Below are 13,110 nucleotides of genomic sequence, written 5' to 3'. Positions count from 1 at the left end.
GAGCCCGCACCCGCACCAGCCACTTCGCAGCACTGTGCCCCGTCGAGCTGACGCTCGACGGGGCACAGCAAGGGCCGAATTAACCAACAGCGTCCCTGAAGAGGGTGCGGCCCCTCCTACAACTACCGAGAGCAGCGGTCAGGCCGCGATGACCTCGATGTTGACCTTGGCGGCAACCTCGGGGTGCAGACGCACGGAGGTCTCGTGGGCCCCCAGCGTCTTGATCGGAGCGGACAGCTCGATACGACGCTTGTCGACCTCGGGGCCACCGGAAGCCTTGATCGCGGAGGCGATGTCGGCCGGAGTGACGGAACCGAAGAGACGGCCGGCGTCGCCGGAGCGGACGGCCAGACGGACCTTCACGCCCTCAAGCTGGGACTTGACCTGGTTGGCCTGCTCGATGGTCTGGATCTCGTGGATCTTGCGAGCACGACGGATCTGCTCGACGTCCTTCTCGCCACCCTTGGTCCAACGGATCGCGAACTTCCGCGGGATCAGGTAGTTGCGAGCGTAACCGTCCTTGACATCGACGACGTCGCCCGCGGCACCGAGGCCGGAAACCTCGTGAGTGAGGATGATCTTCATGAGTCGGTCACCCTTCCCTTAGCGCGCGGTGGAGGTGTAGGGCAGCAGCGCCATCTCACGGCTGTTCTTGACGGCCGTGGCGACGTCACGCTGATGCTGCGTGCAGTTGCCGGTCACGCGACGGGCACGGATCTTGCCGCGGTCGGAAATGAACTTCCGCAGCATGTTCGTGTCCTTGTAGTCCACGTACGTGACCTTGTCCTTGCAGAATGCGCAGACCTTCTTCTTCGGCTTGCGCACAGGCGGCTTCGCCATGGTGTTTCTCCTGTGTGATCAAGAAGTGTGGGTACGACCCACCCTTGGTCCGGAACCTGAGTCCGAGGACCTAGAAGGGGGGCTCGTCCGAGTAGCCGCCACCGCCGCCGGAGCCACCGCCCCAGCCGCCGCCACCCTGCTGGCCACCACCGGCGGGAGCGCCGGTGGCCCACGGGTCGTCGGCAGGAGCGCCGCCGCCCTGCTGCTGGCCGCCACCGGGGCCGCCGCCCCAGCCGCCGCCACCCTGGCCGCCACCGCCGCCGTAACCACCCTGGCCACCGCGGCCGCCACCACTGGTCTTGGTGACCTTGGCCGTGGCGTTGCGGAGGCTGGCGCCGACCTCTTCGACGTCCAGCTCGTAGACCGTGCGCTTGACGCCCTCACGGTCCTCGTAGGACCGCTGCTTCAGCCGGCCCTGCACGATGACGCGCATGCCTCGCTGGAGCGACTCGGCGACGTTCTCCGCCGCCTGACGCCAGACCGAGCAGGTGAGGAACAGGCTCTCGCCGTCCTTCCACTCATTCGTCTGACGGTCGAAGGTGCGCGGAGTGGACGCGACGCGGAACTTCGCGACCGCCGCACCGGACGGGGTGAAGCGCAGCTCGGGGTCGTCGACAAGATTGCCGACGACCGTGATGACGGTCTCGCCTGCCATGGGGAACCTCTCGGCGGGTTTGCTCTGGCTGCTTGCTTGCTACTCGGATCCCGAGCTCAGACTGAGCGGAAGCTCAGTGAGTCTCGGGGCGGAGGACCTTGGTCCGGAGGACCGACTCGTTCAGGTTCATCTGGCGGTCGAGCTCCTTGACGACCGCAGGCTCGGCCTGCAGGTCGATGACCGAGTAGATGCCCTCGGGCTTCTTCTTGATCTCGTACGCGAGACGACGACGGCCCCAGGTGTCGATCTTTTCGACCTTGCCTCCGCCGTCACGGATGACGGACAGGAAGTTCTCGATCAGCGGGGAGACAGCGCGCTCCTCAAGATCGGGGTCGAGGATGACCATCACCTCGTAGTGACGCATGTTGAACCCACCTCCTCTGGACTCAGCGGCCACGGTCGTTCCGTGGCAGGAGGGTTGTAATGCGTACGCAACGGTATCCGCCGCCACTGACGATCGGGGGTCCCGCCGGGACCCCGACGCGGTAGGCAGACACCGGTGCAGACCGTACACAGTACCCGGACACCGGCTTCCGGTTGAAATCCGGTCGTGGGGGCCGTCAATCTGTACACATCGGGTGTGTATGGCGCTACGATGCGCCGCCTTCCGCAGGAGGTGCCCTATGGCACAGGTATTGCGACCCAACACCGCCGGATCCCTCTTCGCCACAGACGACAAACGTCATCCGCTCCAGGACACCCTGCTCGCCGTGACACTGGTGCTCGGGCTGACGGCCTTCATCTCGTCGTTCTTCCACAGCCTGCACCTGCTCAGCTCCTGGACCGGCCTGGTGGGCATCCTCACCGGCGCCTGGGGGCAGTGGGTCTCGGAGACCACGCGTCAGCGGTTCGGTCTGATCCTGGGTCTCGGTGCCGCGGGCGTCGGCCTGCTGATCGGAATGGCACACGGCGGCCTGTTCGGCGGTCTCCTCTGAGCCGCGGACACCGTCTGCCGAACTCCATGTAAAGCATCTCGGAACGCCCCGGCGGTGCACAGGCCGGGGCGAAGGTGCCGTACGGCCAGTCGAGGCGCTGGGAAGGCGCAGTAGGCTTCGGCGCGAGAGCCGGAGCCCCTGTACCCAGGGGGACACACCAGCCCGAGGAGCGCCCCGAATGAGCCTGACCCTGAGGACCATCAGTCGCGAGCAGCATCTGGCCTACATCCAGGGGCTGCAGGCGGCGAGCCACATGCAGGTCCCGGCCTGGGCAGACGTCAAGGCGGAGTGGCGCTCCGAGAGCCTCGGCTGGTTCGACGACCGTACGGGCGAGTTGGTCGGCGCGGGCATGGTCCTCTACCGGCAGTTGCCCAAGATCAAGCGCTACCTCGCCTATCTGCCCGAGGGCCCGGTCATCAACTGGTTCGCACCGAATCTGGACGACTGGATCCAGCCGATGCTGGCCCATCTCAAGCAACAGGGCGCTTTCTCCGTGAAAATGGGCCCGCCAGTGATCATCCGGCGCTGGGAGTCCAACTCCATCAAGCAGGGCATCCAGAACCCGGATGTGAAGCGCCTGCGGGACATCGAGGCCGACTTCATCGAGCCGCGGGCCTTCGAGGTGGCCGACAAGCTGCGCCGTATGGGCTGGCAGCAGGGTGAGGACGGCGGCGCCGGCTTCGGCGATGTCCAGCCCCGCTATGTCTTCCAGGTACCCCTCGCGAACCGCTCCCTGGAAGACGTCCACAAGAACTTCAACCAGTTGTGGCGGCGCAACATCAAGAAGGCCGAGAAGGCCGGCGTCGAGGTCGTCCAGGGCGGCTACCACGACCTTGAGGAGTGGCAGCGGCTGTACGAGATCACCGCTGTACGCGACCACTTCCGGCCCCGCCCGCTCTCGTACTTCCAGCGCATGTGGACGGCCCTCAACACCGAGGACCCCAACCGCATGCGGCTCTACTTCGCCCGGCACGACGGCGTGAACCTCTCGGCGGCCACGATGCTGGTCGTCGGCGGTCACGTCTGGTACTCCTACGGTGCCTCCGACAACATCGGTCGCGAGGTCCGGCCCTCGAACGCTATGCAGTGGCGGATGCTGCGCGACGCCTACGCGCTCGGCGCGACCGTCTATGACCTGCGCGGGATCTCCGACTCGCTGGACGAGACCGACCACCTCTTCGGACTGATCCAGTTCAAGGTGGGCACGGGCGGTCAGGCCGCCGAGTACCTCGGCGAGTGGGACTTCCCGCTGAACAAGCTGCTCCACAAGGCTCTGGACATCTACATGTCGCGCCGCTGAGCGCACGTTGGGTGCTGCGATACCGTCGATAGCTCTCATACCTCTGATACACCGCAGCCACGAGAAAGGTTCCAGGTCCGGCCATGGCGCTCACGCTCTACGTCGACACCGCGCGCTGGCGGGCGCACCACAAGCACGTGCAGGAGCAGTTCCCCGCGTTCGTCCCGGTCTGCAAGGGCAACGGCTACGGCTTCGGTCACGAACGTCTTGCGGAGGAGGCCACGCGGCTGGGCTCCGACGTCCTCGCCGTCGGCACGACGTACGAGGCCGCGCGGATCAAGGACTGGTTCGGCGGTGACCTGCTGGTGCTGACGCCCTACCGGCGCGGCGAGGAACCGGTACCGCTGCCCGACCGGGTGATCCGCTCGGTGTCGTCCGTGGACGGCGTGTACGGCCTCGTGGGCGCCCGTGTGGTCATCGAGGTGATGTCCTCGATGAAGCGGCACGGGATCAGTGAGCAGGAGCTGCCACAGCTGCACACCGCCATAGAGAACGTCCGGCTGGAAGGCTTCGCCATCCACCTGCCGCTGGACCGCACCGACGGCTCGGACGCCGTCGAGGAGGTCATCGGCTGGATGGACCGGCTGCGGGCGGCCCGGCTGCCGCTGCACACGATGTTCGTCAGCCATCTGAAGGCCGACGAACTCGCCCGGCTCCAGCAGCAGTTCCCGCAGACCCGGTTCCGCGCCCGCATCGGTACCCGCCTGTGGCTCGGGGACCACGAGGCCACCGAGTACCGCGGCGCCGTCCTGGACGTCACCCGTGTCGCCAAGGGGGACCGCTTTGGCTACCGGCAGCAGAAGGCGGCCTCCGACGGCTATCTGGTGGTCGTGGCGGGGGGTACGTCGCACGGGGTGGGCCTGGAGGCCCCGAAGGCTCTGCACGGCGTCATGCCGCGCGCCAAGGGCGTCGCACGGGCCGGCCTCGCCACCGTCAACCGGAACCTTTCTCCGTTCGTCTGGGGAGACAAGCAGCGCTGGTTCGCCGAGCCGCCGCACATGCAGGTGTCGATCCTGTTCGTGCCCTCGGACGCGCCCGAACCGAGGGTCGGGGAGGAACTGGTGGCCCACCTGCGGCATACCACCACACAGTTCGACCGGCTGATGGACCGCTGAGCGGCCGGGCAGCCGTGCCGCCGGACAGCCGGAGGGCCGTACACGGACTCCGTGTACGGCCCTTTTCTCGACTCGGATACGCCCTGTGCCCTGGAGACGCGCCACGGGCCCCATGACGCCCCGCGTGCCGCGGAAACCCCAGCTCCTTGGCGCGCCGCGTAAGTTCACAGCGCACCACGGCGGTTCGCAGATGGCGGAGCGCCCGCACAGAGAGCCTGTTCGCTCAGAGCGAACGGTCTCTGGATGAGGGCTGCCCGTCGACTCCCCACTCCACCTGAGGCGCGTCGAAGTGGGCGGCATGGCGGGGCGGATGGGCCGCAGGGCGGAGGACGAAGACGTCCTCCGCTCCGTCGAGCACGCCACCTGAGGGATCGTCGTCTCCGGACCGACGCACGACGTCCCGCTCCGGCATGAGGATGTCCCTGACGATCACGGCGCAGAGGAACAGCGTGCCCAGCAGATGCACCGCGATCGCCCAGTGGTACCCCTGGGTCGGCAGGCCCTTGTGGGCGTCCCCGCTGGTCGTGTAGGCGAGGTACATCCAGATCCCCAGGAAGTACGCCACCTCGCATGCCTGCCAGATCAGGAAGTCCCGCCACTTCGGCCGGGCCAGGACGGCGAGCGGCACCAGCCACAGGACGTACTGGGGTGAATAGACCTTGTTGGTGAGAATGAAGGCAGCCACGATCAGGAAGGCGAGCTGGGCGAAACGCGGCCGTCGCGGGGCGACGAAGGCGAGCGCCGCGATGCCACCACAGCACAGCAGCATCAGCAGCATGGCGAGTGTGTTGACCGTGTCGGTGCTGGGCGGGTTGGTCGAGTTCTGCGACCAGATCAGCCAGAAGGAACCGAAGTCCACGCCCCGTTCCTGGCTGAACGTGTAGAACTTCGACCAGCCCTCGAAGGCGAAGAGCATCACCGGCAGGTTCACGACGAGCCAGGAGACCGCAGTGCCGCCCAGGGCCTTGCCGAAGTCCTTCCATTTGCCCGCGCGCCAGCACAGGACGAGCAGGGGCCCCAGAAGCAGTACGGGATATAGCTTGGCGGCCGTGGCGAGCCCCAGGAGGATTCCGAAGGCGAGAGAGCGGCCCCGCGACCACATCAGCATCGCCGCGGCCGTCAGAGCCACCGCCAGCAGGTCCCAGTTGATGGTGGCGGTCAGGGCGAAGGCGGGCGCCAGGGCGACCAGCAGAGCGTCCCAGGGACGCCTGGCGTGCGTACGGGCCACGCAGACGGCGATGACGGCGGCGCACACCATCAGCATCCCCGCGTTGACGAACCAGTACCACTGCTCCTGGTGCTGGATGCCGCCGCTGCCAGGCGTGAGCCAGGCGGCCACCTCCATGAACACACCGGTGAGCACCGGGTATTCGAGGTAGTTCATGTCGCCAGGAAGCTTGTCGAAGTAGGGCACGAGCCCGTCGGCGAAGCCACGTCCCTGATAAAGGTGCGGGATGTCCGAGTAGCACGCATGCGTGTACTGCGAACTGGCACCGAAGAACCAGCCGCTGGTGTAACAGGGTGCCTTCTGGACCAGACCGAGGGCGAACATGCCGATCGCCACCAGCGCGATCACCCGGACGGGCGTCCACCAGGACGTGCCGAGCAGGGCACGCCGACCGATGGGTCCACCGATCAGCTGACTGCCGGCCGCGGCGACCGCGTCCTCCCTGGTCGGACGCACCGGCTCCGGTTCGCGCACGCTTGCGGGCGTCATTTCTGCACTGGGCATGGTGCACATCCTGCCGTACGCACCTGGGAACGTGCGGAGGGCCGCCGCACCTCATAGGTGCGACGGCCCATGTTTCACGTGAAACACCTCGGCAGGCAGATGGACCGCCTACCGGTCACGCTCGGCGGCTATCCGTTCTGACCAGAGATAAATCCACCACTTCCGTTGCCGTTGCCTCGGGTGTTTCCGTTGCCGGTGGTTTCCGTGGCTGACGGACTCGGAGACGAGCCACCGGTTGTGCCTCCGTTGCCGGCCCCGCCGGTGCCGCCGCCGTTGTCGCCGCCACCCGGGCCACAGTTCCAGAAGTTGCAGGTCTCGGTGGCACTGGGGCTCGGCGAGCTCTGGGTCGCGGTCGGTGTCGGGCTAGGCGTCGGGCTCGACTCCTCGGTCTCGGTGGCCGACGGAGTCGGCGACGGGGTCGGCTCGGCGTTGACCACCTCACCGATGGGTTCGGGAGTCGGGAACTTCACCGGCTGCGTGCCCTGCAGCGCCGCGGCCATGTAGTCGTGCCAGATCTCGGCCGGGAACGAGGCACCGTGGATCTTCTCCTGGCCACCCGTTCCGTACATCTCCTCGAACGTCCGCTTCTTGTTGTTCGCGTCGTCGTCGAGGCGGAACATGCTGATCGCGGTGGACAGCTGGGGGGTGTAGCCGACGAACCAGGCCGACTTGTTGCCGTCGGTCGTACCGGTCTTGCCGGCCACATCACGCCCGGGCAGCTGGGCGGCGGTACCGGTGCCCTTTTCGACCACCGTCTTCAGCACGTCGGTGACGTTGTCCGCCACCTTCGCGGTGAATGCCTGCTTGTCTTCCACCTTGTGCTGGTAGACCAGGCCGTCCTTGCTCTCGACCTTCGTGACCGAGTACGGCGGCTTCTGGCTGCCGCTCGCGGCGAAGGTGGCATAGGAGCTGGCCATGCGGATCGCGCTCGGGTCCGAGGTACCGATGGAGAACGACGGGAAGTCGGAGCTGGCGAGGCTGCCCTCCAGTATGCCCGCGTCCAGTGCCGCCTGCTTGACCTTGTCGAGACCCACGTCCATGCCGAGCTGGACATAGGCGGAGTTAACCGAGTCCTTCATCGCCTCACGAAGGTCGATCTTGTAGTCCGGTGCCTCGCCGACGGACTCGCTGCCGTCGTTCGTCTGCAGCCACTCCTTGTCGTCCCGGTCCGTCCAGACCGACCCGTCGTAGTTCTTGATCTTCAGTTTGTTCTTGCCGCTGTACAAGCTCTTGGGAGAGACGATCGTGCGTTCGTCCCGTGCTTGTGTCCCCTGACCGTCGGGGTTCCGTACACCCCAGTCCATCGCAGCGGCCAGCACGAAGGGCTTGAACGTCGAACCCACCTGGGCACCGGTCGAGTCGGCGTTGTTGGTGAAGTGCTTGGTCGCGTCCTCACCGCCGTAGATGGCCTTGATGGCTCCCGACGTCGGGTCTACCGAGGCGCCGCCGAACTGGACGTGCGTGTCGGTCTTCGGGCGCTCCTTGGGCTTGATGTTCTTCTTCTGGACCTTGGAGACCGCGGCCTCCAGATCCTTGACCTTCTTCTTGTCGAACGTCGTGTGGATCTGGTAGCCGCCCCGCTGCAGCAGTTCGGAGGTGATGCCGGTCTCTTCGGTGTTGTTGGCCAGATAGGACTTGGCCAGGTCGACCAGATAGCCGATCTGGCCGCTGAGCCGACTGTTGGACCTCGGGTTCTGCCACTTCGGGAGCGTGGTGTACTTGGCCCGCTCCGCAGCGCTCAGATGGCCGTACTGGACCATCTTGTCGAGGGTGTCCTGCATCTGTGTCAGGGCGCGTTTCTGGTTGTCCTCGGGGGTGGCGGACACGTCGAGCGAGGTCGAACCCGCCGGGTCGTAGTACGTGGCGCCCTTCAGCATCGCCGACAGGAAGGCGCACTCGCCCGGGTTCAGATCCGCGGCGTCCTTGTTGAAGTACGCGCGTGAGGCCGCCTGGAGCCCGTAGGCACCCCGGCCGAAGTACGCCGAGTTCAGGTAGCCCGCCATGATCTTGTCCTTGGGGACCTGGGCGCCCACCTTGATCGCGACGAAGATCTCCTTGAACTTGCGGGAGACGGTCTGCGACTGGTCGTCCAGCATGGCGTTCTTGACGTACTGCTGGGTGATGGTCGAACCACCCTGCGTCTGACCGCCCCGGGCCATGTTCAGGAATGCGCGCGCGATGCCCGCCGGGTCGATGCCCTTGTCGGTCTCGAAGGTCTTGTTCTCCTGGGAGATGACGGCGTACCGCATCGCCTTGGGGATGTCGGCGAAGTTGATGATCTGGCGGTTGATCTCACCACCGGTGGCGACCATCACCGAGCCGTCGGACCAGTAGAAGACGTTGTTCTGCGCCTCCGCCGTCTTCGCGACGTTGGGCACGTTCACCATGGCGTACCCGATGCCCGCGACGGCCACCAGGCTCCCGAGGAAGCCGATGAACATGCCCGTCACGAGCTTCCAGGACGGCATCCAGCGGCGCCAGCCGTACTCGCCCGCGCGGGGGTAGTCGATGATCCGCTTCTTGCCGGACGGGGCCGTGCGGCCCCGGCCGCGTCCGGGCCCGGTGGAGCCTCCGGGGCCGCGTCGGCCGGACGGATCGGCCCGGCGGCGTCCACCGCTGCTTCTCTGTGCCGCGCGGCGCGCCTCGGCACGGCCGCCGTACGGCCGTTCCTCGCCTCCTGGGCCGTAGGACGTCGACCCATGGGAGCTCGACGCGTATGAACCGGAATCCGGTCCAGGGGAGTCGGCAGGTGATCCGGTGGCGCCTCGCGGTGCCGCGCGGCGGCCGGGTGACGAGCCGGACTGGCCACGTCGGGCCGCGGCACGTCCGCCTCCCTGCGGCTGCGGCGGTTTGCGACGGTGCTCGCTCATCGAACGATTACTCCTCGGGCAGGCGCACCCTTGCGCGCCTGGAAACGGCGGCTGGTTTCCGGTCCCCCCGAAGTACGGATGCGGTCACTCCTGCATGCACCCGTACTGCACCGAGGACGAGGACGCCCCCAGTCGTCACTTGGTTCCCGGCGGCGTGCATGCCGCACAGACTACGCACCGCCAAAACCCACCTTGCGTCGAAGTTCACCCCAAATCAGGCAAGTTGCATCCTACGAATCGGTGATGTGATTCCGTTCACCGTTCTCCCTCTTGTCGCACGAGGAGCACCGTTCTATCGTCGTGATGTATCGAGTCGATACATCAGGGCGAGATAAGCGTGTGAGGCGGACGAAAGGAGGGCTGATGAGCCGACGCTCCGGCATCCTTGAGTTCGCCGTGCTCGGCCTGCTTCGCGAGTCGCCCATGCACGGCTATGAGCTGCGCAAACGACTCAATACATCACTGGGCGTGTTCCGAGCCTTTAGCTACGGAACGCTCTACCCCTGCCTGAAGACGCTGGTCGCCAACGGCTGGTTGATCGAGGAGCCGGGCAACACCCACGAGGACGCGCTCGCCGCCCCCCTCACGGGCCGGCGAGCCAAGATCGTCTACCGGCTGACGACGGAAGGCAAAGAACACTTCGAGGAACTGCTCTCGCAGACGGGTCCGGACGCATACGAGGACGAGCACTTCGCGGCTCGCTTCGCCTTCTTCGGGCAGACGTCGCGGGACGTACGCATGCGCGTACTGGAGGGGCGCCGCAGCCGGCTGGAGGAGCGCCTGGAGAAGATGCGCGCCTCGCTGGCCCGCACCCGGGAGCGCCTCGACGACTACACGCTTGAGCTCCAGCGCCACGGGATGGAGTCCGTGGAGCGCGAAGTGCGCTGGCTGAACGAGCTCATCGAAAGCGAGCGGGCCGGACGGGACCTGACGGGTCTCGCCTCCGGAGAAACCGCTCAGCGGAACACCACAAATGGAGCGACGGGCGGCCTGCCCCGTCCCGGAGACACAACCGGGACGGATACGCCCGACGACACCGCCATGTGAAGCCCGCTCAGGGCCTCACTCGTACACACAGGGAGCAACCGGAATGGGTTCGGTTCGCGTAGCCATCGTCGGTGTGGGCAACTGCGCCGCATCGCTGGTGCAGGGAGTCGAGTACTACAAGGACGCCGACCCGGCGTCCAAGGTCCCCGGGCTGATGCATGTGCAGTTCGGCGACTATCACGTGCGTGACGTCGAGTTCGTCGCCGCCTTCGATGTCGACGCCAAGAAGGTCGGCCTCGACCTCGCGGACGCCATCGGCGCCTCCGAGAACAACACCATCAAGATCTGCGACGTACCCACCACCGGTGTCACCGTCCAGCGCGGCCACACCCACGACGGCCTCGGCAAGTACTACCGGGCCACCATCGAGGAGTCCGACGCCGAGCCGGTCGACATCGTCCAGATCCTCAAGGACAAGCAGGTCGACGTGCTCGTCTGCTACCTGCCCGTCGGCTCCGAGAGCGCGGCGAAGTTCTACGCACAGTGCGCCATCGACGCCAAGGTCGCCTTCGTCAACGCCCTCCCGGTCTTCATCGCGGGCACCAAGGAATGGGCGGACAAGTTCACCGAGGCGGGCGTCCCGATCGTCGGCGACGACATCAAGTCGCAGGTCGGCGCCACCATCACGCACCGGGTCATGGCGAAGCTGTTCGAGGACCGGGGTGTCATCCTGGACCGCACGATGCAGTTGAACGTCGGCGGCAACATGGACTTCAAGAACATGCTGGAGCGCGAGCGCCTGGAGTCCAAGAAGATCTCCAAGACGCAGGCCGTCACCTCGCAGATCCCCGACCGGGACCTCGGTGAGAAGAACGTGCACATCGGCCCGTCCGACTACGTCCCCTGGCTCGACGACCGCAAGTGGGCCTACGTCCGCCTGGAGGGCCGCGCCTTCGGCGACGTTCCGCTGAACCTGGAGTACAAGCTGGAGGTCTGGGACTCCCCGAACTCCGCGGGTGTCATCATCGACGCCCTGCGCGCCGCGAAGATCGCCAAGGACCGGGGGATCGGCGGGCCCATCCTGTCGGCGTCCTCGTACTTCATGAAGTCCCCGCCGGTTCAGTACTTCGACGACGAGGCCCGCGAGAACGTGGAGAAGTTCATCCGCGGCGACGTCGAGCGCTAGACCACATCGAAATCGCTCCTGCCAGGGCTGTGAGGGTCCCCGGGTCCATGACCCGGGGACCCTTCCCATGTGTGAGGCTGTGCCCCATGCCCGTCGTCCGTGATCTGCGCGTCCTGCTGCGCCTGCGGAACTTCCGTCGCCTGCTCTCCGTACGCCTGCTCTCCCAGGGCGCCGACGGCGTCTATCAGATCGGGCTCGCCACGTACGTCGTCTTCTCCCCCGAGAAGCAGACCTCGGCCGGTGCGATCGCCTCCGCCATGGCGGTGCTGCTGCTCCCCTATTCTCTGGTCGGCCCGTTCGCCGGTGTCCTGCTGGACCGCTGGCGACGGCGCCAGGTCTTCGTGTACGGCAATCTGCTGCGTGCGGTCCTCGCGACCGCCACCGCCCTTCTGATGGTCACCCGTGTCCCGGAGTGGCTGTTCTACGTCTCCGCCCTGTGCGTCACCGCCGTCAACCGCTTCGTCCTCGCCGGCCTGTCCGCCTCCCTGCCGCGTGTGGTGGACGCCGAGCGACTGGTACTGGCGAACTCGCTCTCCCCGACCGCAGGGACCCTCGCCGCCACCGTGGGAGGCGGTCTTGCCTTCGCGGTACGGCTGGTGGTGTCCGACTCCGATGCCGCGGTGGCGCTGCTGGGCGCCATCCTCTATCTGTGCTCGGCCCTCGTGTCACTCACGATGACACCGGAGTTGCTGGGACCGGACCGGGGATCCCTGCAACCGCGCCTCGGGACCGCTCTCGTGTCCACCGCACGGGATCTGCTGGCCGCCGTACGCCATCTCGCCGAGCCCAACCGCAGGGAGGCTGTGTGGGCGCTGTCCGCGATGACACTGATGCGCTTCTGCTACGGCGCCCTGCTGGTCCTGGTGCTGATGCTGTGCCGGTACTCCTTCGCGGACACCCCCGACGACGGCCTGCGGCTGCTGGGGCTCGCGCTGGGGGTGTCCGGCGCGGGCTTCTTCGCGGCCGCGGTGGTGACTCCCTGGGCGGCCGGACGAATCGGATCGGGTCGCTGGATCGCTGTGTGCGCCGCAGCCGCCGCCGTTCTTGAGGCCGCACTCGGCCTGCCGTTCGCCACGGTGCCGATGCTGGTGGCGGCCTTCGCCCTGGGACTGACCACCCAGGGCGCGAAGATCGCCACGGACACGATCGTCCAGTCGTCCGTGGACGACGGCTTCCGGGGCCGGACCTTCTCCGTGTACGACGTCCTGTTCAACGTGGCGTTCGTCGGCGCCGCGGGAGTGGCGGCCCTCATGCTTCCCCCGGACGGCCGGTCGACGGCCCTCGTACTGATGGTGGCCCTGGTCTACACGGCGGTCGCGGTGGCCATGGGCCGCTTCGAGCGCCGGAGAGATTCACGCCGGTGGCAACAGGCCCCTCCGGACGAGAGTTCGCTTGCTTGAACCTCAGGAAGCGAAGCTCAGCGGCACCTGGCCCGAAGTGATCCGACAGCAGAGCCGCGATGTTTCACGTGAAACATCGCGGCTCGGTGG

12 protein-coding genes are annotated in these 13,110 nt (G+C 66.9%); 6 read left to right on the top strand and 6 right to left on the bottom strand.

All coding sequences use genetic code 11. From position 1 onward, the window contains the following. Positions 1–138: 138 nt before the first annotated feature. The 4 genes from rplI to rpsF form a co-directional block, all read right to left on the bottom strand. Positions 139–585, bottom strand: a complete 447-nt coding sequence (gene rplI / locus ACFYPJ_RS06835; RefSeq protein ID WP_389011561.1) for a 50S ribosomal protein L9 — start codon at positions 583–585, stop codon at positions 139–141. Between the two features lie 18 nt (positions 586–603). After that, a complete protein-coding gene (gene rpsR, locus ACFYPJ_RS06830; protein WP_003949403.1) occupies positions 604–840 on the bottom strand; it encodes a 30S ribosomal protein S18 in 237 nt (78 codons plus the stop codon). 70 nt (positions 841–910) lie between these two features. After that, complete coding sequence (locus ACFYPJ_RS06825) at positions 911–1,495, bottom strand: single-stranded DNA-binding protein (protein ID WP_389011558.1); 585 nt, start codon at positions 1,493–1,495, stop codon at positions 911–913. 73 nt (positions 1,496–1,568) lie between these two features. Beyond that, positions 1,569–1,859, bottom strand: a complete 291-nt coding sequence (gene rpsF, locus ACFYPJ_RS06820) for a 30S ribosomal protein S6 (RefSeq protein ID WP_389011555.1) — start codon at positions 1,857–1,859, stop codon at positions 1,569–1,571. Positions 1,860–2,118: 259 nt separating this feature from the next. Between rpsF and ACFYPJ_RS06815 the strand changes: the two genes are divergently transcribed. From ACFYPJ_RS06815 to ACFYPJ_RS06805, 3 genes are all read left to right on the top strand, one after another. Continuing rightward, positions 2,119–2,430 carry a hypothetical protein gene (locus tag ACFYPJ_RS06815; protein WP_389011552.1) on the top strand — a complete coding sequence of 104 codons (312 nt, stop codon included), beginning with the start codon at positions 2,119–2,121 and terminating at the stop codon, positions 2,428–2,430. Between the two features lie 178 nt (positions 2,431–2,608). Then, positions 2,609–3,730 (top strand): peptidoglycan bridge formation glycyltransferase FemX, encoded by a 1,122-nt coding sequence (gene femX, locus ACFYPJ_RS06810; protein WP_389011549.1) that lies wholly within the window; start codon positions 2,609–2,611, stop codon positions 3,728–3,730. Positions 3,731–3,813: 83 nt separating this feature from the next. Beyond that, entirely contained in the window at positions 3,814–4,845 is a 1,032-nt protein-coding gene (locus tag ACFYPJ_RS06805; RefSeq protein ID WP_389011546.1) for an alanine racemase, read from the top strand. 223 nt (positions 4,846–5,068) lie between these two features. Here ACFYPJ_RS06805 and ACFYPJ_RS06800 read toward each other — a convergent pair whose 3' ends face one another. Beyond that, positions 5,069–6,577 carry a glycosyltransferase family 87 protein gene (locus tag ACFYPJ_RS06800; protein ID WP_389011543.1) on the bottom strand — a complete coding sequence of 503 codons (1,509 nt, stop codon included), beginning with the start codon at positions 6,575–6,577 and terminating at the stop codon, positions 5,069–5,071. Positions 6,578–6,705: 128 nt separating this feature from the next. Further along, positions 6,706–9,447, bottom strand: coding sequence for a transglycosylase domain-containing protein (locus tag ACFYPJ_RS06795; protein ID WP_389011540.1), 2,742 nt, complete (start codon positions 9,445–9,447; stop codon positions 6,706–6,708). A 363-nt stretch (positions 9,448–9,810) separates the two neighbouring features. On the opposite strand from ACFYPJ_RS06795, the gene ACFYPJ_RS06790 reads away from it, so the two are divergent. The 3 genes from ACFYPJ_RS06790 to ACFYPJ_RS06780 all read left to right on the top strand — a co-directional run bounded on the left by ACFYPJ_RS06790 (position 9,811) and on the right by ACFYPJ_RS06780 (position 13,020). After that, on the top strand, positions 9,811–10,494 hold the full coding sequence (locus ACFYPJ_RS06790) for a PadR family transcriptional regulator (protein ID WP_389011537.1): 684 nt from the start codon (positions 9,811–9,813) through the stop codon (positions 10,492–10,494). 43 nt (positions 10,495–10,537) lie between these two features. Next, the gene (locus ACFYPJ_RS06785; RefSeq protein ID WP_389011534.1) at positions 10,538–11,620 is read left to right on the top strand and encodes an inositol-3-phosphate synthase; all 1,083 of its coding nucleotides are present in this window, start codon (positions 10,538–10,540) and stop codon (positions 11,618–11,620) included. Between the two features lie 86 nt (positions 11,621–11,706). Further along, entirely contained in the window at positions 11,707–13,020 is a 1,314-nt protein-coding gene (locus tag ACFYPJ_RS06780; protein ID WP_389011531.1) for an MFS transporter, read from the top strand. Positions 13,021–13,110 lie beyond the last annotated feature (90 nt).

This window comes from Streptomyces sp. NPDC006012 (assembly GCF_042871185.1).
Classification (GTDB): domain Bacteria; phylum Actinomycetota; class Actinomycetes; order Streptomycetales; family Streptomycetaceae; genus Streptomyces.
This window is presented reverse-complemented; position numbering and strand designations above follow the sequence as displayed.

Bases quoted from the DNA above. Each gene is read 5' to 3' on its own strand.
- rplI (WP_389011561.1), bottom strand. From the start codon at position 585: ATGAAGATCATCCTCACTCACGAGGTTTCCGGCCTCGGTGCCGCGGGC.
- rpsR (WP_003949403.1), bottom strand. From the start codon at position 840: ATGGCGAAGCCGCCTGTGCGCAAGCCGAAGAAGAAGGTCTGCGCATTC.
- ACFYPJ_RS06825 (WP_389011558.1), bottom strand. From the start codon at position 1,495: ATGGCAGGCGAGACCGTCATCACGGTCGTCGGCAATCTTGTCGACGAC.
- rpsF (WP_389011555.1), bottom strand. From the start codon at position 1,859: ATGCGTCACTACGAGGTGATGGTCATCCTCGACCCCGATCTTGAGGAG.
- ACFYPJ_RS06815 (WP_389011552.1), top strand. From the start codon at position 2,119: ATGGCACAGGTATTGCGACCCAACACCGCCGGATCCCTCTTCGCCACA.
- femX (WP_389011549.1), top strand. From the start codon at position 2,609: ATGAGCCTGACCCTGAGGACCATCAGTCGCGAGCAGCATCTGGCCTAC.
- ACFYPJ_RS06805 (WP_389011546.1), top strand. From the start codon at position 3,814: ATGGCGCTCACGCTCTACGTCGACACCGCGCGCTGGCGGGCGCACCAC.
- ACFYPJ_RS06800 (WP_389011543.1), bottom strand. From the start codon at position 6,577: ATGCCCAGTGCAGAAATGACGCCCGCAAGCGTGCGCGAACCGGAGCCG.
- ACFYPJ_RS06795 (WP_389011540.1), bottom strand. From the start codon at position 9,447: ATGAGCGAGCACCGTCGCAAACCGCCGCAGCCGCAGGGAGGCGGACGT.
- ACFYPJ_RS06790 (WP_389011537.1), top strand. From the start codon at position 9,811: ATGAGCCGACGCTCCGGCATCCTTGAGTTCGCCGTGCTCGGCCTGCTT.
- ACFYPJ_RS06785 (WP_389011534.1), top strand. From the start codon at position 10,538: ATGGGTTCGGTTCGCGTAGCCATCGTCGGTGTGGGCAACTGCGCCGCA.
- ACFYPJ_RS06780 (WP_389011531.1), top strand. From the start codon at position 11,707: ATGCCCGTCGTCCGTGATCTGCGCGTCCTGCTGCGCCTGCGGAACTTC.